20 protein-coding genes and 1 riboswitch are annotated in these 20964 nt (G+C 65.0%); of the genes, 5 read left to right on the top strand and 15 right to left on the bottom strand.

Going from position 1 to position 20964, the window contains the following annotated elements:
- Positions 1 to 4 precede the first annotated feature (4 nt).
- The 5 genes from A1351_RS07655 to A1351_RS07675 all read right to left on the bottom strand — a co-directional run bounded on the left by A1351_RS07655 (position 5) and on the right by A1351_RS07675 (position 6702).
- Positions 5 to 787, bottom strand: coding sequence for a purine-nucleoside phosphorylase (locus A1351_RS07655; RefSeq protein WP_024879791.1), 783 nt, complete (start codon positions 785 to 787; stop codon positions 5 to 7).
- 102 nt (positions 788 to 889) lie between these two features.
- Complete coding sequence (locus A1351_RS07660) at positions 890 to 2512, bottom strand: ABC transporter ATP-binding protein (RefSeq protein ID WP_026598519.1); 1623 nt, start codon at positions 2510 to 2512, stop codon at positions 890 to 892.
- Between the two features lie 8 nt (positions 2513 to 2520).
- Positions 2521 to 3663, bottom strand: a complete 1143-nt coding sequence (locus tag A1351_RS07665; protein ID WP_036309483.1) for an ABC transporter permease subunit — start codon at positions 3661 to 3663, stop codon at positions 2521 to 2523.
- A 33-nt stretch (positions 3664 to 3696) separates the two neighbouring features.
- Entirely contained in the window at positions 3697 to 4806 is a 1110-nt protein-coding gene (locus A1351_RS07670) for a microcin C ABC transporter permease YejB (RefSeq protein WP_024879794.1), read from the bottom strand.
- A 6-nt stretch (positions 4807 to 4812) separates the two neighbouring features.
- Positions 4813 to 6702, bottom strand: coding sequence for an extracellular solute-binding protein (locus A1351_RS07675; RefSeq protein ID WP_245291610.1), 1890 nt, complete (start codon positions 6700 to 6702; stop codon positions 4813 to 4815).
- A 309-nt stretch (positions 6703 to 7011) separates the two neighbouring features.
- Here A1351_RS07675 and A1351_RS07680 point away from each other — a divergent pair, with 309 nt between their 5' ends.
- Positions 7012 to 8463, top strand: coding sequence for an NAD-dependent succinate-semialdehyde dehydrogenase (locus tag A1351_RS07680; RefSeq protein ID WP_064032683.1), 1452 nt, complete (start codon positions 7012 to 7014; stop codon positions 8461 to 8463).
- Positions 8464 to 8468: 5 nt separating this feature from the next.
- Here A1351_RS07680 and A1351_RS07685 read toward each other — a convergent pair whose 3' ends face one another.
- Complete coding sequence (locus tag A1351_RS07685) at positions 8469 to 8900, bottom strand: cupin domain-containing protein (protein ID WP_064032684.1); 432 nt, start codon at positions 8898 to 8900, stop codon at positions 8469 to 8471.
- A gap of 137 nt (positions 8901 to 9037) precedes the next feature.
- A riboswitch (cobalamin riboswitch) is annotated at positions 9038 to 9242 on the top strand.
- Between the two features lie 110 nt (positions 9243 to 9352).
- Between A1351_RS07685 and A1351_RS07690 the strand changes: the two genes are divergently transcribed.
- From A1351_RS07690 to A1351_RS07700, 3 genes are all read left to right on the top strand, one after another.
- Positions 9353 to 11377 carry a TonB-dependent siderophore receptor gene (locus A1351_RS07690; protein ID WP_064032685.1) on the top strand — a complete coding sequence of 675 codons (2025 nt, stop codon included), beginning with the start codon at positions 9353 to 9355 and terminating at the stop codon, positions 11375 to 11377.
- Positions 11378 to 11401: 24 nt separating this feature from the next.
- Entirely contained in the window at positions 11402 to 11965 is a 564-nt protein-coding gene (locus tag A1351_RS07695; protein ID WP_064032686.1) for a hypothetical protein, read from the top strand.
- A gap of 64 nt (positions 11966 to 12029) precedes the next feature.
- The gene (locus A1351_RS07700) at positions 12030 to 12566 is read left to right on the top strand and encodes a hypothetical protein (RefSeq protein WP_064032687.1); all 537 of its coding nucleotides are present in this window, start codon (positions 12030 to 12032) and stop codon (positions 12564 to 12566) included.
- A 74-nt stretch (positions 12567 to 12640) separates the two neighbouring features.
- On the opposite strand, the gene A1351_RS07705 is transcribed toward A1351_RS07700, so the two are convergent.
- The 9 genes from A1351_RS07705 to A1351_RS07745 all read right to left on the bottom strand — a co-directional run bounded on the left by A1351_RS07705 (position 12641) and on the right by A1351_RS07745 (position 19815).
- Entirely contained in the window at positions 12641 to 13594 is a 954-nt protein-coding gene (locus A1351_RS07705; RefSeq protein ID WP_064032688.1) for a hemolysin family protein, read from the bottom strand.
- Entirely contained in the window at positions 13587 to 14105 is a 519-nt protein-coding gene (gene ybeY, locus A1351_RS07710; protein WP_024879802.1) for an rRNA maturation RNase YbeY, read from the bottom strand. Before ybeY ends, A1351_RS07705 begins: the two co-directional genes overlap by 8 nt.
- Positions 14102 to 15148 carry a PhoH family protein gene (locus tag A1351_RS07715; RefSeq protein WP_024879803.1) on the bottom strand — a complete coding sequence of 349 codons (1047 nt, stop codon included), beginning with the start codon at positions 15146 to 15148 and terminating at the stop codon, positions 14102 to 14104. The genes ybeY and A1351_RS07715 overlap by 4 nt, the downstream gene beginning before the upstream one ends.
- Positions 15145 to 16527 carry a tRNA (N6-isopentenyl adenosine(37)-C2)-methylthiotransferase MiaB gene (miaB, locus tag A1351_RS07720; RefSeq protein ID WP_036308799.1) on the bottom strand — a complete coding sequence of 461 codons (1383 nt, stop codon included), beginning with the start codon at positions 16525 to 16527 and terminating at the stop codon, positions 15145 to 15147. The genes A1351_RS07715 and miaB overlap by 4 nt, the downstream gene beginning before the upstream one ends.
- A 72-nt stretch (positions 16528 to 16599) precedes the next feature.
- Positions 16600 to 17415, bottom strand: a complete 816-nt coding sequence (locus A1351_RS07725; RefSeq protein ID WP_024879805.1) for a 1-acyl-sn-glycerol-3-phosphate acyltransferase — start codon at positions 17413 to 17415, stop codon at positions 16600 to 16602.
- 63 nt (positions 17416 to 17478) lie between these two features.
- Complete coding sequence (locus A1351_RS07730) at positions 17479 to 17970, bottom strand: GNAT family N-acetyltransferase (protein ID WP_024879806.1); 492 nt, start codon at positions 17968 to 17970, stop codon at positions 17479 to 17481.
- An 11-nt stretch (positions 17971 to 17981) separates the two neighbouring features.
- A complete protein-coding gene (gene tsaB / locus A1351_RS07735; RefSeq protein WP_024879807.1) occupies positions 17982 to 18689 on the bottom strand; it encodes a tRNA (adenosine(37)-N6)-threonylcarbamoyltransferase complex dimerization subunit type 1 TsaB in 708 nt (235 codons plus the stop codon).
- Between the two features lie 46 nt (positions 18690 to 18735).
- Entirely contained in the window at positions 18736 to 19287 is a 552-nt protein-coding gene (locus A1351_RS07740; protein ID WP_024879808.1) for a NifU family protein, read from the bottom strand.
- A gap of 90 nt (positions 19288 to 19377) precedes the next feature.
- Positions 19378 to 19815 (bottom strand): hypothetical protein, encoded by a 438-nt coding sequence (locus A1351_RS07745; RefSeq protein WP_024879809.1) that lies wholly within the window; start codon positions 19813 to 19815, stop codon positions 19378 to 19380.
- 317 nt (positions 19816 to 20132) lie between these two features.
- On the opposite strand from A1351_RS07745, the gene fixJ reads away from it, so the two are divergent.
- Positions 20133 to 20831 carry a response regulator FixJ gene (gene fixJ, locus A1351_RS07750; RefSeq protein WP_024879810.1) on the top strand — a complete coding sequence of 233 codons (699 nt, stop codon included), beginning with the start codon at positions 20133 to 20135 and terminating at the stop codon, positions 20829 to 20831.
- The last annotated feature ends 133 nt before the right edge of the window (positions 20832 to 20964 follow it).

Here is a 20964-nt window from a genome sequence, read left to right on the forward strand (position 1 = left end):
GCCGCTATTTTACTTTTTGATAGGCGCGCAGCAGGCGCCGCAGGGCGATGACGCCGGAGGCGCGGCTCGGATCATAGGTCGGATTGCCGCCGGCAAAGCCCGTCGCATAATCCGAGATGACCGCCATGGCCGTGAAAGGCAGAGCGAAGCGCTTGGCGAGTATCGCTTCTGGCGCAATCGACACGCCGAGCGCGTCGGCGCCGAGCATGCGGGCCATCTTGGCTTCCGCTGGCGTCTCATAGCTCGGGCCGGAGAACCACATGAAGACGCCTTCATGCAGCGTCACCCCGGCGCCGGCGCTCGCCTGCTTGAGGCGTCGCAGCAGCCTTTTGTCATAGGCGCCGTTCATATTCACGAAATTCTGGCCCGCGGCGCCGATGAGCGGGTTGAGGCCGCTGAAATTGATGTGATCGGTCACGGAAAGAATGGAGGAGGGCTGAAAATCGGCGTTGGCGGAGGTGGCGAGGCCGGTGGAGAGCAGAGCCCGCACATTCAAAAGCGTCAATGTCTCGATCGGCGAGGACATCAGGCTGGGATCGCCGCTGTCGTAGAATTCCGAGCGGCCCTTGAGGAACAGCATGGGCGCGCCTTCGACGAGGCCGATCACGACCTCGCCGCCCTCGATATCAGGAAAGCCCGGCAGCTCGGAATAGGCAATGGCGACCGCCTGCTCGCCAATATCGGCGGCGGCGAGAAATTCGCGTCCGAGCACGACCGCGGTTTCGATTGGCCCCAGAGGATTGCGCGCGCCGATGATATCGGCGGCGTCCCTTGCGCGCGTGCTCATGAATAGCCTCGAAAGAATTCGAATCGTCGCTGCCGAGTGTGACGAAGCGGCGGCTTCGCCGCAAGTGCGCGCAGGGCTTTTGCGTGCGACGCTCTCATCGGCTCAATCGCCCTGATGCGGCTCGGCCTCTATGCGGAAGGCGGCGGCGAAGAGAGCGCGGGTATAGTCGCTCTTGGGCGCCGCGAAGACGTCCACCGCCGGGCCTTCCTCCACCACCCTGCCGTGGCGCATCACGATGAGATGCGCGGCGAGCGACTTCACCACTTTGAGATCATGGCTGATGAAGAGATAGGCGAGGCTGTGCTTGGCCTGCAATTCGCGCAGCAGATCGACGATTTGCGCCTGCACGGACATGTCGAGCGCCGAGGTCGGCTCGTCGAGCACGATGAATTTCGGCTTGAGCACAATGGCGCGCGCGATGGCGACGCGCTGGCGCTGACCGCCCGAGAATTCATGCGGATAGCGATCCATCATGGCGGGGTCGAGCCCCGTCTCGGCCAGCGCCTTGGCGACGATCTCGCGCGTCTCCTCGAAGGAGAGGCCCTTCATCTGCACGCCGAGGCCCTCGGCGACGATCTCGGCGACCGACATGCGCGGCGACAGCGAGCCATAAGGGTCCTGGAAGACGATCTGCATGTCGCGGCGCAGCGGGCGCATTTCTGCGACCGACTTCGCGTCTATGCGCTCGCCGAGATAGAGGATCGGCCCCTCCGAGCGGATGAGTCGCAAGAGCGCGAGGCCGAGCGTCGTCTTGCCGGAGCCCGATTCGCCGACGACGCCGACCGTCGAGCCGCGGCGCACCGCGAGGGTGACGCCGTCCACCGCCTTGATATGCCCGACCGTGCGGCGCAGGAAGCCGCGCTTGATCGGAAACCAGACCTTGAGATCATTGGCGGCGACGAGAACGGGCTCGTTCTCATCCTCCACCGGCGGCGCGCCTTTGGGCTCGGCGGCGAGCAACGCCTTGGTGTACGGGTGCTCGGGCGCGGAGAAGACTTTCTCGACATCGCCCTTCTCGACGATACGGCCGTGCTGCATCACGCAGACATCGTCGGCGAAGCGCCGCACCAGGCCGAGATCATGGGTGATGAAGAGCATGGCCATGCCATAGGTCTTCTGCACGCGCTCCAGCAGAGCGAGAATCTGCGCCTGCACGGTCACGTCGAGCGCCGTCGTCGGCTCGTCGGCGATGAGCAGGTCCGGCCGATTGGCGAGCGCCATGGCGATCATTACGCGCTGGCGCTGGCCGCCCGATAATTGATGCGGAAAAGCGGTGAGACGCTCGGACGGATTCGGAATGCCGACCTCGCCGAGCAGCTCCACGACGCGGGCGCGGATTTTTTCCGCGCCGCGCGCGCCATGCAGCTCGAGGATTTCGCCGATCTGCTGCTCGATCGTCTGCAGCGGATTGAGCGAGGTCATCGGCTCCTGGAAGACCATGGTGATCTTCGCGCCGCGAATGGCGCGCAGCTTGGCGTCCGAGAGCTTCAGAATATCCTCGCCGGAAAAGTCGATGCTTCCCGACGGATGAATCGCCGACGGCGGCAGCAGCCGCACGATGGAGAGCGCGGTGATGGATTTGCCGGAGCCCGACTCGCCGACGAGCGCCAGCGTGCGCCCGCGCTCGACCGAGAAGGAGACTTTGTCGACCGCGAGCGTCTCCTTGCCGCCTTGCGAGAAGGCGATGGAGAGGTCGCGGACGTCGAGGAGGGGAGAGGAGCCCATGCGATCGTTCACCGGAAGGTCTTTCGCGGGTCGAAGGCGTCGCGCACCGCTTCGCCGATGAACACCAGAAGCGAGAGCATCAGCGCGATGATGACGAAGCCGGTGAGGCCGAGCCAGGGCGCCTGGAGGTTGGATTTGCCTTGCAGCAGCAATTCGCCGAGCGATGGCGAGCCCGGCGGCAGGCCAAACCCTAAGAAGTCCAGCGAGGTCAGCGTCGTGATCGAGGAATTGAGCACGAAGGGCAGGAAGGTCAAGGTCGCGACCGTGGCGTTGGGCAGGAGATGGCGCGTGATGATGCGAAAATTGGAGAGGCCGAGCGCGCGCGCCGCATTCACATATTCGAAATTGCGCGCGCGCAGAAATTCCGCGCGCACCACATGCACGAGCGACACCCAGGAGAACAGCAGCAATATGCCGAGCAGCACGAAGAAGCCCGGCGCGAGAAAGGAGGAGACGATGATGAGCAGATAGAGTTGCGGCAGCGACGACCACACCTCGATGAAGCGCTGGAAGACGAGATCGACCCACCCTCCGAAAAAGCCCTGCACAGCGCCTGCGGCGACGCCGACGATCGAGGAGATGCTCGCCAGAATGAGGCCGAACAGCACCGATAGTCGGAAACCATAGAGCAGACGCGCGACGACGTCGCGGCCTTGATCGTCGGTGCCCAGCCAGTTCCATTCGATCGCCGAGCAGCCGAGATGCGCTTTGTCCGGCCCGAGCTTCTTGGCCGCGGCGGCCTCGCATTGCGCCTTGGAGAGCAGCCAGGTCGGCGGCGAAGGCGCGGGCGTCGGCAGATCGAGATTATGCGTGTCGTAGGAGTAGCGAACAGGCGGCCAGATCATCCAGCCATTGGCCTCGATCTCTTTCTCGATCGTCGGATCGCGATAATCTGTACGCGCGAGAAAGCCGCCGAATTTCTCTTCCGGATAATCCTTGAAGATGGGGAAGAGCGGCTCGCCCTTGTAATAGGCGAGGACGGGCTTGTCATTGGCGATGACATTCGACGCCAGCGAAAGCAGAAACAGGGTCATGAACAGCCAGAAGGACCAATAGCCTCTGGAATTGGCCTTGAAATTCTGCAGCCGGCGGCGATCGATCGGCCGCAGGTGAAACAGCCCGCCGCCGGGAATTTCCGGCGCGAGCTTCATCGTCGGGGCAGGGATGCTGGTCTCGTTCATCGGTCAGACCTCGCGCGTCTCGAAATCGATGCGCGGATCGATCCATGTGTAGGTGAGGTCGGAGAGGAGATTCACCACGAGGCCCAGCAGCGCGAAAATATAGAGATTGGCGAACACCACCGGATAATCGCGATTGACGATGGATTCGTAGGAGAGATAGCCGAGCCCGTCGAGCGAGAAGATGGTCTCGATCAGCACGGAGCCGGTCAAGAAGGCGTGCACGAAGGCGCCCGGAAAGCCGGAGACGACGATGAGCATGGCGTTGCGGAACACATGACCATAGAGCACGCGATTCTCGGTGAGGCCCTTCATCCGCGCCGTCTGCACATATTGCTTGCGGATCTCGTCGAGGAAGGAATTCTTAGTCAAAAAGGTCTGCGTCGCGAAGGCGCCGAGCGTCATGGCGAGCACCGGCAGGCAGATGTGCCATAGATAATCGCCTGCCTTGCCGATGAGCGACAGCTCCGAGAAGTTCTCCGACACAAGGCCGCGTAGCGGGAATATCTGCCAGAAGGAGCCGCCGGCGAAAAGCACGATGAGCAGCATTGCGAAGAGGAAGCTCGGGATCGCATAGCCGATGATGACGAGATTGGAGGTCCAGGAGTCGAAGCGCTCGCCGTCGCGCACCGCTTTGGCGATGCCGAGCGGAATGGAGACGGAATAGGAGATGAGCGTCATCCATAGGCCGAGCGACATTGAGACGGGCAGCTTCTCTCCGATGAGCTTCAGCACGCTCTCGTCACGGAAATAGCTGCGGCCGAAGTCGAAGACGGCGTAATTCTTCACCATCAGCAGGAAGCGTTCCCAGGCCGGCTTGTCGAAGCCGAACTGCTTTTCCAGCTCTGCGATGAATTTGGGATCGAGCCCCTGCGCGCCGCGATATTTGGAGGCGCCTTCCGCGCCGGCGCCCGGCGTCGCCGCGCCGCCCCGGCCGACATCGCCGCCGCCGCCGGAGAAGCGCGAGGTCGCGCCCATGTCGTAGCCCTGCAGCTGCGCGATGACGCGCTCGACAGGGCCGCCCGGCGCGAATTGCACAATGGCGAAGGAGATGAGCATGATGCCGAGGATCGTCGGGATCATCAGCAGCAGGCGTCGTAGAATATAGGCTGCCATATTGGTTCAGCGCCCCGCATAGTTGATCTTGCGCGCCTTGGCGTCGTCCCACCACCATGTCGCGGCTATGCCCGTGTCGAAGCGCGGATAGCGCTCCGGGCGGCCGAACACGTCCCAATGGGCGATCCAATGCGTCGGCTTGTAGTAATGCGGAATCCAATATTGGCCGGCGATCAGCACGCGATCGAGCGCGCGGCAGATGGCGGCCAGCTCCTCGCGCGAGGTGGCGACCAGCGCCTTCTCGATCAGAGCGTCGACGACCGGATCGGCGACGCCGATGACATTTTGCGAGCCCTTGGTGCGCGCCGCCTCGGAGCTGAACATGATGCGCAACTCCTCGCCCGGCGAATAGGCGATGCGCACGCGCTCCATGATGACGTCATAGTCGTGATCGTCGAGGCGCGACTTGTATTGCGCGGCGTCCACGATGCGCATGCGGGCGTTGACGCCGATCAGCTTCAAATTCTTGATGAAGGGCTGCGTGTGCCGCTCGAACATGCTGGTATTGTAGAGAAACTCGAATTCGAGCGGCTTGCCGTCGGGCAGGCGCAGCAGGCCGTCCTTGCGCGTGCAGCCGGCCTCGGTCAAGAGATCGACGGCCTTGCGCAGCAGATTACGATCCTGTCCAGAGCCGTCCGACACCGGCGGCTGAAACGGCGCCTCGAAGACTTCCCTGGGCAGGCGATCGCGGAACGGTTCCAGCAGAGCGAGCTCGGCCGGCGTCGGAACGCCGACGGCCTCGAGATCGGAATTCTCGAAATAGGAGCTCGTACGCTTATACGAGTCGTACATGAGATTATGGTTGGTCCATTCGTAATCGAATGCATAGCCGAGCGCCTTGCGCACGCGCGGATCGCTGAACACCGGCCGGCGGATGTTCATGAACCAGCCCTGCGTTCCCGATATGTTGTAATCGGGAATTTCCTCGCGCTTCACACGGCCGTCGCGAAAGGCGGGGAAATCATAGCCCGTCGCCCAAATGGCCGAGGTGTATTCCTCATGCACGGTGAAGGCGCCGGCCTTGAAAGCCTCGAAAGCGACATTGCGGTCGCCGTAATAATCGAAGCGTATCGCGTCGAAATTGGCTTGGCCGACATTGACCGGCAAATCCTTCGCCCAATAGTCCGGCACGCGCTGGAATGCGATGAAGCGGCCCGGGTCGACCGCGCCGATCTTATAGGAGGAGGAGCCGAGCGGCGGCTCGAGCGTCGTCTCGTTGAACTTGTGCTTGGTGTAATAGGCCTTGGAGAAAATCGGCTGACTGGCGACGATGATCGGCAGATCGCGCGCGCGGCCGGGCGCGAATTTCACCACCAGCACGTCATCCGCCTCGGCCTTGGCGCTGACGAGATCGCGCATCGATTGCGCGATCATCGGATGGCCTTCCGCCTTCAGAATGTCGAGCGAGAAGGCGACGTCATGGGCGGTGAGCGGCGAGCCGTCGTGAAATCGCGCCTCCTTGCGCAGGAAGAACGTATAGGTGAGCTTGTCGGCGGAGATGCGCACCTTTTTCGCGACGAGCCCATAGAGCGCGTCGCGCTCGTCCAGGCTGCCGGCCATCAGCGTGTCATAGATGAGCCCGACGCCCGCGGCCGGATTGCCGCGCAAAATATACGGGTTGAGCGAATCATAGCTGTTCTTCTCGGGCGGCGGCGGCTCCATCACCAGCGTTCCGCCCTTGGGCGCCTTGGGGTTCACATAGGCGAAATGCGGAAAATCCGCCGGCTCGGCGAGCTCGCCGAAAATGGAGAGCCCATGGCTCTCGGTCTCGCCCGGCGCAGCTTCGGCGAGGGCGGGGCGCACAGCCCATCCCGGCAGGGCCAGCCCTGCGAGGCTCGAGAGGGCGGCGAGCGCCCGGCGGCGCGTCACGGGAAGAAAATTGCGTGTTTCAGCCAAGGTGATCTCGCTTTCGGGGCGTCATGACTGGCGCGAGCGCGGCGGCTTACGCGAATCCCGCGATTATGTCGGATTTTCGGGATGAAGCCATATGAGATTGCAGTTGCTTCCCATATGACGCGCGAGCCGGGGCTGCGGTTCCGCCTTTCGCGGCAGCGCGCCGGATAGGCCCGGAAAGCGCCGCTTTTCAGGCAGCGGGACCGCGGGCGGGCCTCTCCCGCGCGATTTGCGGAAGCTAAATGTTGTGTCCGCTGGCCAAGGCGCCGTATTCGATGGCCCCTTTCGTATCGCGTCGGGAGCGCAGCCGAGATGACCAGAGAGCCCCGCCCGTTCCGCCACCAGGCCTTCATCGACGGCGCCTTCGTCGCCGCCGACAATGGCGCGACCTTCGCCGTTCGCGATCCGGCTACGGGCGCGGTATTGGCCGAGGTCCCGGACATGGGCGCGGCCGAGACGCGCCGAGCGATCGAGGCCGCCGAGCGCGCGCTGCCCGGCTGGCGCGGCAAGCTCGCCAAGGAGCGCGCGCAAATATTGCGGCGCCTGCATGATTTGCTGCTCGCCGATCAGGAGCGCCTCGCGCAGATCATCACCGCGGAGCAGGGCAAGCCGATCGCCGAGGCGCGCGGCGAGATCGCTTATGCCGCCGCCTATTTCGACTGGTTCGCGGAGGAGGGGCGCCGCGTCTATGGCGATGTGATTCCACAGCAGGCGCGCGAGAAGCGCATTCTCGTGTTCAAGCAGGCGATCGGCGTCACCGCCGCGATCACGCCCTGGAACTTCCCTTCCGCCATGATCGCGCGCAAGGCTGGCGCGGCGCTCGCCGCCGGCTGCACCATGGTGGTGAAGCCTGCCGAGCTGACGCCGCTCTCGGCCATAGCGCTCGCCGAGATCGCCCAGCGCGCCGGCGTGCCGGACGGCGTGCTCAATGTGGTGACGACGAATGACCCCGCCAGCGTCGGCGTGGAGCTGACCTCCAATCCGACCGTGCGCAAGATCACCTTCACCGGCTCGACAGAAGTGGGGAAAATTCTTCTGCGCCAGGCGGCGGAGAATGTGCAGAAGTGCTCGATGGAGCTCGGCGGCAACGCGCCTTTCATCGTCTTTGCCGACGCCGATGTCGATCTCGCGGTGAAGGGCGCGCTCGCGACAAAATATCGCAACAGCGGCCAGACCTGCGTCTGCGCCAATCGCTTCCTCGTGCAGAAGGATGTGGCGGAGGCCTTCGGCGCCAAGCTCGTCGAGGCGGTCTCGAAGCTGAAGGTCGGGCGCGGCGTCGAGCCCGGCGTCGTCATCGGCCCGCTGATCGAGGAAGCTGCGGTCGAGAAGGTCGAGCGTCTCGTCGCCGACGCCCGCGCGCGCGGCGCGAAAGTGCTGACCGGCGGCGGACGCCACGAGCTCGGCGGCAATTTCTACGCGCCGACCGTGCTCTTCGATGCGCGGCCGGATATGCAGATCTTCGAGGAGGAGATCTTCGGCCCCGTCGCCGCGATCACCACCTTCGAGGATGAAGCGGAGGCGATCCGCCTCGCCAATTCGACGCATTACGGCCTCGCCGCCTATTTCTACAGCCGCGACATAGCGCGCGTGTTCCGCGTCGCAGAGTCGCTCGAATTCGGCATGGTCGGCGTCAATGAGTCGCTCATGTCGAGCGAGGCCGCGCCTTTCGGCGGCGTGAAACAGTCGGGCATGGGACGCGAGGGCTCCAAATACGGCATAGAGAGCTATCTCGAGATCAAATATGTCTGCCTCGGCAATATGTGAGGCGTTCAGCCCTCGCGGTTCGGCGTGCCCAGCACATGCACGTCGGGCGCGATCATCACATTGTCGAAACGCTGCGTGAACATCGGAGCCGCGAAGAAGGCGACGGCGCGCAGCGTTTCCTCTCCCGTGTTGACGAGATCATGCCGCAGCGGAGTCGGAATGACGAAGACGTCGCCCGGTCGCACATGATGGGTGACGCCGCCCTCGGCGCGCAATTCGCCGGAGCCGCCGAGAATATATTGCGTCTCCTCGGTGGCGTCCGTGTGCCAGCCGAGCCGTCCGCCGGGCTCGATCTCATAGACGATGGTCGACGATTGCGTGGCGCCATGCTCGCCGCAGGAGGCGAAGGCGCCCGCCCAGCGCACGCTCGGATCGTCCACGCCGCCGACTTTGGCGCGCGGCAGGTCATTGGTGGCGACGAGGTGAATGGCGCTCATTTATCTTCTCCGAAATTCGAATCGAATTTTCCATGGGGCGAGAGACCCGGGACGAGACCCGCCGCCGCAGTCCCAACGCGCCGCGCGAGGCTTCGTTCCGAACATGCGGACAGGCGCTTGACAGGGCGGCGCTGCGCGGCTCTATTGAAAGGGATGGTTCCCTTCCGAGGGATCAAAAGGGAATGCGGTGAGCGCCGGCGACGGCGCGAAGCCGCGGCTGCCCCCGCAACTGTGAGCGGCGAGCCGAGGATCAAACGAGCCACTGGAGCAGACGCTCCGGGAAGGCGATCCGAAGGCGCTGACCCGCGAGCCAGGAGACCTGCCATCAGTCGTGGTCACGCGCGATAGCGTCGGGCGGGGTGCACCGAGGCGGCCGAGACCCTTTTCGCATAGCGCGAGAGGGCCGCGACCTTTCGCAGTGACGGCCCACGTCTGCTGCGAGTCTTCCGGCAATGTCCTCCCTGTCCCATCGGGCCGCCCTTGCGGGCGCCGTTTCTCATATTGCGCTCGTTTTCGTCTCACTTCTCCTTCCCGCTTCCGCAGCTGGGCAGGAGGCGCTGCCCACGGTCGAGATCGGCGCGGCGACCATCGTCTCTGCCGATCGCGTCGAGGAGCGCGTCGACAAATCCTCCTCCGCCGTCACTGTGATCCCGTCCGCGCAGATCGAGAAGCGCGGCGCGACCGGCCTCACCGAGGCGCTGCGCGGCGCGCCGGGCCTCGATCTCTATGAGACCGGCGGCCCCGGCGCGCAGACCTCCGTCTTTCTGCGTGGCGCGACGCCAGGCCAGACGCTCGTCCTCGTCGATGGCGTGCGCATCGGCGATCCGTCCTCCACCGATGGCTCCGTCGATCTCGGCGGCCTCGTCGCCACGGACATAGAACGCATAGAGGTGCTGCGCGGCCCGCAATCGGCGCTCTATGGCTCCGACGCGATGGGCGGCGTCATTCACATCGTCACGCGCAAAGGCGAGGGGCGGCCGCGCGCGTCTCTCTCCCTGGAAGGCGGCTCCTATGGAACCGGACATTTGCGCGCGCGCGTCTCGGGAAGCGAGGATCGCTTGTGGTACGCATTCGCGATCGATGCGCTGACGATCGACGGCCATCCGCGCTATGGCTATCGCATCACGCGGCCGCTGACGATCGGCGACGGCAAGACGCCTCTGCCGCCTCTGCCGCCCAATGATCCGACCAGAAAAGGCGGCGCCAGCGCGCGCCTCGGTTATCGCGTGAATGAGGATGTCTCGGTCGAAGCCGGCTTCTACGGCTATGACAGCGCGATCCGCTTCGACAATCCCTATTCTTTCTCCGCCGTGGATGTTTTCGATCCGCAGAACCATCAGCATGCGACATTCGCGCAGGGTTTTGCGCGCATCGACGCCGATATGTTCGATCGCGCTCTGCACAATCGCTTTACCCTCTTCGCCAATGCGACGAGCAGAGACGTGTGGCAGGCGCGCTCCTGCTATGACGGCAGCTATAATTCCTACAATTGCCGGCGTGGCTATCGCGGCGCGCGGCGCGGCTTCGAATATCAGGGCGATCTCACGCTCGGCGGCTTCGGCCTGCTGACCTTCGGCGCGCGCAATGAGACGGAGTCCGTGCGCACGTCGCAGGACCCGGTTCCGCCGACCACATTCACGCCGATCGAAGCTGCGCAGACGACGCATTCGGGCTTCGCGCAGCATAAGCTCACCTTGCTCGAGCGCGTCGATCTCTCCTATGGCGGCCGCATCGACGCTGTGGATCAGAACCGCACATTCGCGACATGGCGCGCCACCGCCGCCTATCGCCTCGAGGAGACGGGGACCAAATTGCGCGGCAGCGCTGGAACGGGCGCGCGCGTCGCCTCGCTCTATCAGCGCTTCAGCCAATATGGTGATCCGACGCTCGCGCCGGAAACGAGCGTCGGCTATGACGTCGGCGTCGATCAATCCTTGTTCGGCGAGCGTCTCTACGCGTCTCTGTCGCTGTTCGAAAATCGCTTTCGCGATCTCATCGAATTCGGCCGCGCGCCGAGCTGCGCTGCGACACAGGCTTTCGGCTGCTATTACAACGTCGGTCGCGCGCGCACGAAAGGCGTCGAATTTTCCGGCGAGGCGATTGTCGTTCCTGGCGAATGGCGCTTGCGCGCGAGCTACACGCATCTCGCCGCGGAAAATCTGACGACGCAGCGCAGCCTGTTCCGTCGGCCGCGCGACAAGGCGACGGGCTCCCTCATCTACACGGGGATCGCAGGGCTGGAGCTCGAGGCGCGCCTCACCTTCGTGGGGCCGAACCCCGATTACGACTATATTTTCTCGCAGCGCGTGACGCTCGCGCCTTACGCAAAGCTCGATCTCTTCGCCGATTACAAGATCGACGAGCGCATGTCTGTGTTCGCGCGGATCGAGAACGTCAACGATGCGCGCTATGAGGAAGTCTATGATTACGGAACGGCAAGACGCTCCATTTATGGCGGCGTGAAGTTCAGCTGGTGACGAGGCTTCAGGGAGAATGAACCAATGACGGATGCGACGCCGCAACGGCGCATGGAGCCGGATGGAACGCCGGTCGATGTCTTCGCTCTGCCGACCGACGCGCAGAGCCTCGAAGCGCTCTTGCGTGATCTCTTCGACAATCATTGGCGCGAGATCGTGTTCGGGCCGATCATTCAAGGCGCGGCATTCGAGATACATGTCGATCATGCGCCGACGCGCATAGGTCTTCTCGATGGCTATCTCACCATCGCTTTCGGGCAGACGCATTTTCATGTCTGCATCGGCGAGACGAAAGGACCGCGCAGCCGGCCGACGCCGCCTGCTCTCGCGCAGCACAGGCGCACGGCGCGCGCGGAGCTGCATCGGCGCTTCTCGGGGACATGCGTTCCAATGTCCTGGAGCCTGCAATTGTTCAATGGCGCGGATGAGCAACAGCTCGCCGTGCTCTTGCCCAATCCGTTTCTGCATCCAGAGACGGAGAAAATTCTGCGTGAGCCCGATTGGTCGCGGCTCGCATTGTGGGATGCGCTGCGGGCGCGCTGGCTCGGTCTCGTCGAGCCCGATCCGCTCGATCGGCCCGCGCATTGATCTTCGGCATTGATCTTCGGCAGAGCAGGGCGTCCGGCCCGGCTCGTAAAAAAAGGAGCATCGCATGACAAGGTTTTCACTTCCCATCATCGATGAGCGCAATCTGCTCTGGAGCGGCGCGCTCATTCTCGTCGGCGCCTTCTTCTCGCTGGCTTTCGCTTGCGCGGCGCCGCTCGCGGGCTTCGCCGCCATTGCGGCGCTCACCAGCGCGCGGCGCAATGCGCTGGCGCTGACGGCGGCGATCTGGTTCGCCAATCAGCTCGTCGGCTTCACCATGCTGCATTATCCATTGGAATTCGAGACGCTCGCCTGGGGCGGCGCGCTCGGAATCATCGCGCTCATCTGTTGCGAGACCGCGCGTTTCGCCGCGCGCTTTGCTGTCGGCGCCGGCGCGCCCTTCGCCGCGCTCGCCGCGAGCTTTCTCGTTTATGAGGGCGCGCTCTTCGCCATCACCCGCGCTGTGGGCGGCGATGTCTCGCATTATGCGCTCGCCAGCGTCGCGCGCATCTTCGCCATCAACGCCTGCGCCTTCTTCGGCCTCTGGGCCGCGGCGCTGGTCTGCTCGACGATCGTCGCGTTGCGTCCTGCGCGCCACGCCTGACGCGCGTCACAGAAGCCTAGAATGCGAACGCTATCCGATCCAAACGGATCGGGTAGCGTTTTCGCGGGAGAAGCCTATTTCGGCGCGTGCACCAGCAGGCGCGCGACGCGGCGCGGATCGGCTTCGACGATCTCGAATTCCCAGCCTTCCACCGGCGCGGGCACGATCTCGCCACGCATCGGCACATGGCCGGCGAGCGAGGCGACGAGGCCGCCGAGCGTGGTCACTTCGGCGCCGTCGTCCTCGGGCGTGAAATCGACGCCGAGCCGCTGCGACACTTCCTCGAGATCTGCTTTCGCGTCGATGAGAAACACGCCGTCGGAAACGGTCTCGATGCGCGGCTCCTCATCGACGTCATGCTCGTCCTCAATGTCGCCGACGATCATCTCGACGATGTCCTCCATCGTGACGAGACCATGCGTGCCGCCATATTCGTCGATGACGAGCGCGAGATGCGTGCGCGTCGCCTGCATCTTCACCAGAAGATCGAGCGCCGGCATGGAGGGCGGCACATAGAGCACCGGCTTCAGCACGGTGATGGTGGAGAGCTCCGCGGAAAAATCGATCGCGGCGAGGGAGACAGTCGGCGCATGCTCGCTCGGCGCCGGCGCTTCCGCCGTCACAGGCTCGGCGCGCTCGGCGAGCGAGGCGAGATAATCGACGAAATCGCGAATATGGATCATGCCGCGCGGATCATCGAGCGTGTCGCCATAGACGGGCAGGCGGGAATGGCCGGCGTTGCGGAACAGCGCAAGCGTCTCGCCGAGAGTCGCGTCCTGCGCGACGGCGACGATATCGGCGCGCGGGATCATCGCGTCGGCGACGCGCAGATCATGCAGGGCCAGCACATTCTTCAGCAGCACGCGCTCATGCGGCGTCACATCGCCGGCGGCGCCTTCCAGCGCCTCCTCTATGTCCTCGCGCACCGAGGGCGAGCCCAGCCCGATGAGCGCGCGCAGCCGATCGACGATGCCGCTTCGCTGCTCGCGCCTCGTGGCCGCGTGCTCGCCATTATCCGTCCTAGACATCGCCGTTCGATTTTCCTTTGGATGAAGCTTCCGCCACGGGCTCGGAGCCTTCGTAAGGATCATTGAGGCCGAGCGCCGCCGCTATGCGGCGCTCCAGCGCCTCCATCTCTTCGGCCTCCCGTGGAGTTTGATGGTCGTAGCCGATCAGATGCAGAAATCCATGAATGAGCAAATGCGTGAGATGCGCCTCGAAGCTCTTGTCCTGCTCCGTCGCCTCGCGCGCGACCGTCTCATGCGCGATGACGATATCGCCGAGCGCCATGCGGCGCGCGAGCGGGCCGGGCGTCTCGAAGGAGAGCACATTGGTGGGCTTGTCGATGCCGCGCCATTGCGCGTTCAATTCGCGGATGGTGGCGTCATCGGTGAAGTTGACGCTCAGCTCGCAGTCCGGCGCGAGCGGCGCCGCCGTCTGGGCGACGCACTCGCGCACGGTACTCTGCGTCAGCTCGTCGAGGCCGGCCTGCTGATCCCAGCAGGGCGCAGTGACGATAATGTCGATCGCGACGCTCATGATTCTCGAGGCTTCGCCTTCTCCCGCCCGGCAGCCTCATAGGCGCCGACGATTTGCCGCACGAGGTCGTGGCGCACCACATCGCCCTCGGCGAATTTCACCCTTCCGACGCCCTCTATATTGGAAAGCAGCGCGATCGCCTCGCTCAATCCGGATTTTTGGCCGGGCGGGAGATCGGTCTGCGACGGGTCGCCATTGACGATCATACGCGATCCGTCGCCGAGACGGGTGAGAAACATTTTCATCTGCATGGAGGTGGCGTTCTGCGCTTCGTCGAGCAAGACGCATGCCTTGGTGAGCGTGCGTCCGCGCATGAAGGCGAGCGGGGCCACTTCTATCATGCCGGTCTGAATGCCGCGCTCCACCATGCGCGGGTCCATGAAATCATGAAGGCCGTCATAGATGGGTCTGAGATAGGGATCGACCTTCTCGCGCATGTCGCCGGGCAGGAAGCCCAAGCGCTCGCCGGCCTCCACCGCCGGGCGCGAGAGGATGATGCGCTCGACCGCGCCCTGCTCGAGCAGCGAGACCGCATGGCCGACGGCGAGCCAAGTCTTGCCCGTGCCGGCCGGCCCTTCGGCGAAGACCAGCTCATGGCGCTTCAGCGCCCGCAGATAGAGATCCTGGGCGAGGTTTCGCGCCCGCACCGGACCACGCCGGCGCGTCGAAATCTGCTCGAAGACGGCGCGGCCGGGCTCCGCCTCAGGAAAGAGGCTGCCCTGGCGGGCGGATTCCTGTATCGCGCCATCCACGTCGCCGAGGCCCACTTTCTGGCCGAGCTGCACGCGGCCGTAGAGAATTTCGAGCACGCGGCGGGCCTGCTCGCAGCCCTCGGGTCGGCCCTTGAGCGTGACATGATTGCCATTGGCGAAGCAGGAGACGGCGAGGCGCCGCTCGATCTTGGCGAGATGCTGGTCATAGAGGCCGAAAACCAGCGAGGCGTAACGATTATCCTCGAAGGCGAGCGTGATCTCCGCCTCCGGCTCGCCCGAACGCGGCGCGTCCGGCTGTTCGAAGACCCGTCTCTCGCGGTCGAGCGTCACAGGGCGGCCTCCCTCGCTGCTTCAAGGCTCGTTCGGCCGACGATGCCGCCGGCCAGCGAATTGGAGCCGGCGGCGACGATCGTCACCGGCAGAGTCTTTCCGATGAGCTCCAGGCCGCCCATCGCATGGACGGGCTGCATATAGGGGCTCTTGCCGGCGATCTGACCCTCGTGCCGGCCGGCTTTCTCGAACAACACCTCGACCGTGCGGCCCACAGTGGCGGCGTTGAACGCCTGCCGCTGCTCCTCGACCAGCGCCTGGAGAATGGCGAGCCGCTCGGATTTGACGCTCTCGTCGATCTGATCCTCGCGCTCGGCGCCGGGCGTGCCGGGGCGCGGCGAATATTTGAACGAAAAAGTGGACGCGAATCCGACGGCGCGAATGAGCTCCATCGTCGCCTCGAAATCCGCGTCGGTCTCGCCGGGAAAGCCGACAATGAAATCGGAAGACAGCGCAATATCCGGCCGCGCCACGCGCAGCCGCGCGACGATGTCCAGATAGAAGCTCGCGTCATGGCGTCGGTTCATCGCCTTCAAAATGCGATTCGAGCCGGATTGCACGGGAAGATGCACGAAGGGCGCCAGCGTCGGCAACTCGGCATGGGCGTCGATCAGCTCCTGCGTCATGTCGATCGGATGGCTCGTGGTGTAGCGCAGCCGCGTGACGCCTTCGATACACTCCAGCCGCGCCAGCAGGCGGGGCAGGGACCAGGGCGCGCCATTCTCGTCCAAGCCGCTATAGGCGTTGACGTTCTGGCCGATGACGGTCAGCTCGCGCACGCCGGCCGCGGCCAGCGCCTCCGCCTCCTCGATGATCTCCGAGGGGCGGCGCGACATTTCCGCGCCGCGCGTGTACGGCACCACGCAGAAGGAGCAGAATTTGTCGCATCCTTCCTGCGCCGTGATGAAGGCGGTGACGTCGCGCACACGCTTGCCCGCGGCCGCAGCGCGGCGCAGCGCCTCGAACTTGTCGGCGACGGCGAAATCCGTCTCGGCGACGCGCTCGCCGGCCTCGGCGCGGGTCAAAAGATCGGAAAGGCGGTGATAGCTCTGCGGCCCGACGACGAGATCGACCGCGCGCTGGCGGCGCAGCACCTCCTCGCCCTCCGCCTGGGCGACGCAGCCGGCGACGACGATTCGATAGTCCCGGCCTTCGGCGCTGCGCTCGCTCTTCACCCGGGCGAGGCGGCCGAGCTCGGAATAGACCTTTTCCGTCGCCTTCTCGCGAATATGGCAGGTGTTCAGCACGACGAGATCGGCGTCGTCCTCATCGGCGGCCTCCGCATAGCCGCGCGCCGCGAGCAGATCGGCCATGCGCGTCGCGTCATAGACGTTCATCTGACAGCCATATGATTTCACATAGGCTTTCGCGGTTCCCAGGGCTCCCGGCGCTTGCTCGAGGGATGAGGCGGGCGCGGGCTTCGATGCGGCGTCGGAAATCTCGGTTTCTCCTCAACGGGCGGCGTGGTCTCGCGCCGGGGCGATATTACTCTCGCTTTCCCGGCCCGCAACGTCCGTCGCCAGAAGTTCTCGCACGCGCGCCTCTGTGGCGGCGGCGAGAGCCTTGCGGTCGCCGGAGCCGGGGTCCACCGCCTCGCCCCACAATATATAGCATTTGGCGCCGCCGCGCTTCATCAGACTCCATAAATGTGGGAGGAAAGTCATATCCCCGTACCAGCCCACATCGAGCCTGTCGCCCAGCCCGCTGTTTCGCTCCGTGTAGAGAATGGCGGCCGGGGCGAGCATGGGCGCGGCCGCGTTCGTGGCCGCGAGCTCGCTCAGCATGGCGAAATGCGAGGCGTTGAATTTCAGCACGCCGGCGCCGTCGCTCGACGTGCCTTCCGCAAAGACGACGATATCGTCACCCTGTCGCAGCCGCTCCGCCAGAGCCGCATTGACGATGGGGATGGCCCGTCGATTGCCGCGCTCGACGAAGACGGTGCCCTGCAGCCGCGCCAGAAAGCCGAGCACCGGCCAGGCGGAGACCTCGGACTTCGCCAGAAAGACCAGTGGATAGCGGCTGGCGAGGGCGATGATGTCGGTCCAGGAGACGTGATTGGCGACGACGAATCGCGGACTCGCTCCCGCGAGCCGGCCCTGCTCGCGCACATCTATGCCGATGATCGCGCACATCACCCGGCAAAAGCCGGTCTGAATATTATGACGCAGCTCCCAGCGCCGTCTCCGCGCCAGCCATTGGATGGGGACGAAGATGACGAAGGCCCCGGTCATCGCCAGGACGAAAGCGAGCGCGCGCAGATAAGGCATGGCCCTGTCTCTAACGCGCGAACGACAGTTTCGTGACAGCGTCGGCGCGCTATTGGCCGGATATCACAGCTCGCAGCGCATCGTCAGCGCGGCCTGACGCTCGCCATTGGGCCGCTGATAGTAATTCTCGCGCCGGCCGATCGTCTTGAAGCCCAGCTTCTCATAGACCTTCAGCGCGGCGGCGTTGTCCTCGCCCACCTCGAGGAAGACGAGGCGCGCCCCGCCGCGCTCGAGATTGCCGAGATGCGCCGCGAGCAGCGCCCGTCCGAGTCCGGCGCCGCGGCGGGCCGGATCGACGGCGAAGGTCAGAATCTCGGCGTCCGGCGGCAGCAGGCGGGACAGCGCCATGCCGCCCATCTCGTCCTTGAGCAGGCGCTCGTTCATCGCGCCGTCGGCGAGCACGATGCGGTCGGTCAAAAGGCTCTCGAAATCGATCTTCGACCAGGGGAAGGCGAAGGAGCCCGCGTGAATCTTGGCGCAATCATAGGCGTGATCGGCGCCGATGGGGCGGATCACATAATGCGGCTTGGGGAAGAAGGTCGAAAACAGGCTCATGACGCGGGAGCTCATGCGCCGGCCGGGGCGTCTTGCAGCGGTCGCTCTTGTGGCGGGCGCTCCAGAGGCTTGGCGTCGGGAGCCTTCAAATAGAGCGGGCGAGCCGGCGCGGTCGCCGGATCGGCGACGAGGCCGAGCCGGGCGACAAAGGCGATATCGGGCGCCGGCGCGCGGCTGGCGACCTCCGCCTCGAGGCCGGCGAGGCGGGCCTCCTCGGCCAGCAGCGGCGCGCCGGAGCCGATCAGCCGCAGCGGGCCGGAGCCGAGCGCGCGCAGCGCCTCATGGGCGCCGACGCGGCGCGGCGACAAAAGAGTGCGGCCGTCCGGCCCATAGGCGGTCACATAGACCTGGCCATGGCGCGCGTCGATCGCCGCCGCCACCACGCCGTCGAAGGGGAGCAGAACATAAGGCGCGGCCAGCGCCGCCAGAGTGGAGACGCCAACGATGGGCGCCTTCACGGCGAGGGCGATGGCCTGTCCGGCCGCGAGCCCGATTCGGATGCCGGTGAAGGAGCCCGGCCCGACCGTGACCGCCACCCGTCCGATGGAGCCGAAGCCGCCGCCCGCCGCGGCGACGACGCGCTCGATGAGCGGCAGCAATTCCTCGGCGTGGCCGCGCTCCATCGGCGCCGTCTCGATGGCGAGTGGGTCGGCGGCGCCCAGATCGAGCACGCAGGCGGAGACGGCGGGAAGCGCCGTGTCGATGGCGAGGATTCTCATTGCCGGCGGATTATGACGGGTTTCGCGCGGCTTTCAAAGCGGCCTCTCAAACCTGCTGCACGGACGTGACCTGGGGCACGAAATGGCGCAGCATATTTTCTATGCCGTTCTTGAGCGTCGCAGTGGAGGAGGGGCAGCCGGAGCAGGACCCCTTCATCGCCACATAGACGGTTCCGTCGCGAAAGCCGCGGAAAGTGATGTCGCCGCCGTCATTGGCGACCGCTGGACGCACCCGCGTCACGATCAGCTCCTTGATCTGCGCCACCGTCTCGGCGTCGGCAGGATCGAAGAATTCCGCGGGAGCAACCTCGGCGCCCTCGATGACGATCGGCTGGCCGGAGCTGAAATGCTCCATGATCGTGCCGAGAATGGCCGGCTTCAGATGCGCCCATTCGGCGTCGGTCTTGGTGACGGAAACGAAATCCGGGCCGAACATCACCGCCTCGACGCCGTCGATGGAGAGCAGCGCGCCGGCGAGCGGCGAGGCGGCGGCGGCCTCCGGCGTGCGGAACTCGCGCGCGCCTTCGGCGAGGACGGGGCGGCCGGGCAGGAATTTCAGCGTGGAGGGATTGGGCGTGGATTCGGTCTGAATGAACATTGGTCTTCTCCGCGGCGTCCGGTTCAAGGCCGGCGTGGCGATGTTACGGAGCTTATGTAGCACGAAATCCGCCGCGCCGCAGCAATCGCCTCAACCGCCGCGACGGCCGGCGCGGGCGTGGGCGCGCAAAATGTCGAGCAGCGTCGCGGCATGGTCCGAGCGCCGCGCGCGCGCTTCGCCGATGGGCTCGAAATCGGAGAGATCGGGAAAAAATTTGCGGGAGCCTTTGAACATCAGCAAGCCCGTCGCCGTGACCAGAATGTCGCCGCGCCGCAATGTCGGATCGTCGAGACGCGCGTCCTCGCGTTCCGCGCGAGCCTCCGCGATGCGATCGAGATCGGCGACGACGCGCGACGCGAAAGAGTCATAGCGCTCGCGCGCTTCGTCGATCTGCCGCAGCCATTGCGCGCGTGTGTCATCGTCTGCGCGCGAGTCCTCTTGGTCTGTGCGCGCGATCTCTTGCGCGCAGGCTCCGTGAAGCGTCGCCATCAGCAGGCATGCATGGAAGAAGCCTCTCGTCGTCGCCATGGCGCGCCGAAAAACCGCACCGCGCCGCGCTGCGTGAATAATGTTCGAACATGCGTTCGTGATTCGCACCTGCGCGTTTCCCGAGTACGTGTATTCCCCAGTTTGTCAATCTCTGTAGCGCCCGAATAATGATTATAGCGCGGGTCACGCCGATCGAAAGTCGGCGCATGGGTCGAGCACAGAGCTTTTCCGCGGTTGGTTATTCCGAGGTTCTTGATGATGATCTGTCCGCCGCCACGCGATGCGCAGCAATGCTTCGCGTTTCATGCTCCGGCGCGCGAATGCGCCGCCTTTTTCTCTCGAGACGAGCGATGCACATGGTCCAGCCGCCGCTGACGAGTCCGCTCGTCGACGATATGTCTCGGCGGATGTGCTCTATTCCGCAGGAGAGGACGAGTCGAGACGCCACGATCCATATCGTCGATGATGACGACGCCGTTCGTGATTCCCTCAGCCTTCTGCTGTCGACGGACGGCTTTCGGGTCCGCTCGCATGAGAGCGCCAGCCATCTTCTGGCGTCGGTGGAGCCGGGCGACACAGGCTGCGTGGTGACGGATGCGCGCATGCCGGAGATGACCGGCATAGAGCTGCTGGAGGCGATGAAGGCGCGGCGCTTGTCACTGCCGGTCGTCGTCATCACCGCCTATGCCGATGTGTCGCTCGCCGTGCAGGCGATGAAGCAGGGCGCCTTCGACTTTCTGGAGAAGCCCTTCGACAATGAGGCGCTGCTCGCCTGCGTGCGTCTCGCGCTCGCCTATGAGCGTGAGGAGCAGTTCCGCGCAGCGGAGACGCAGACCATAGAGGCGCGGCTGCAGACTCTCACCGCGCGCGAGAGCGAGGTGCTCGAGCGCCTGCTGCACGGCATGCCCAATAAGGTCATCGGCCGCGAGCTCGGCATCAGCGTCCGCACGGTGGAGGTCCATCGCGCCAATGTGATGCTGAAGATGAACGCCGGCAGCCTCTCGGAGCTGGTGCGCATGTCGCTCGCCGCCGAGCAGGCGCGCGGCAAGGGCTGACGAGCCGGCGCGCAGTCGTCTGCGCTTCTCACCAAGACGCTTCTCACAGGACGCTCCGGACGCCGGAGCGTCCTTTTTGTTAACCATAGGCTGTAGCGAACCGGTCACAGCCGGGCGATAAAGAGCCGGCGCG

Origin of the sequence: Methylosinus sp. R-45379, assembly GCF_001644125.1 — a bacterium.
Taxonomy (GTDB): Bacteria; Pseudomonadota; Alphaproteobacteria; order Rhizobiales; family Beijerinckiaceae; genus Methylosinus.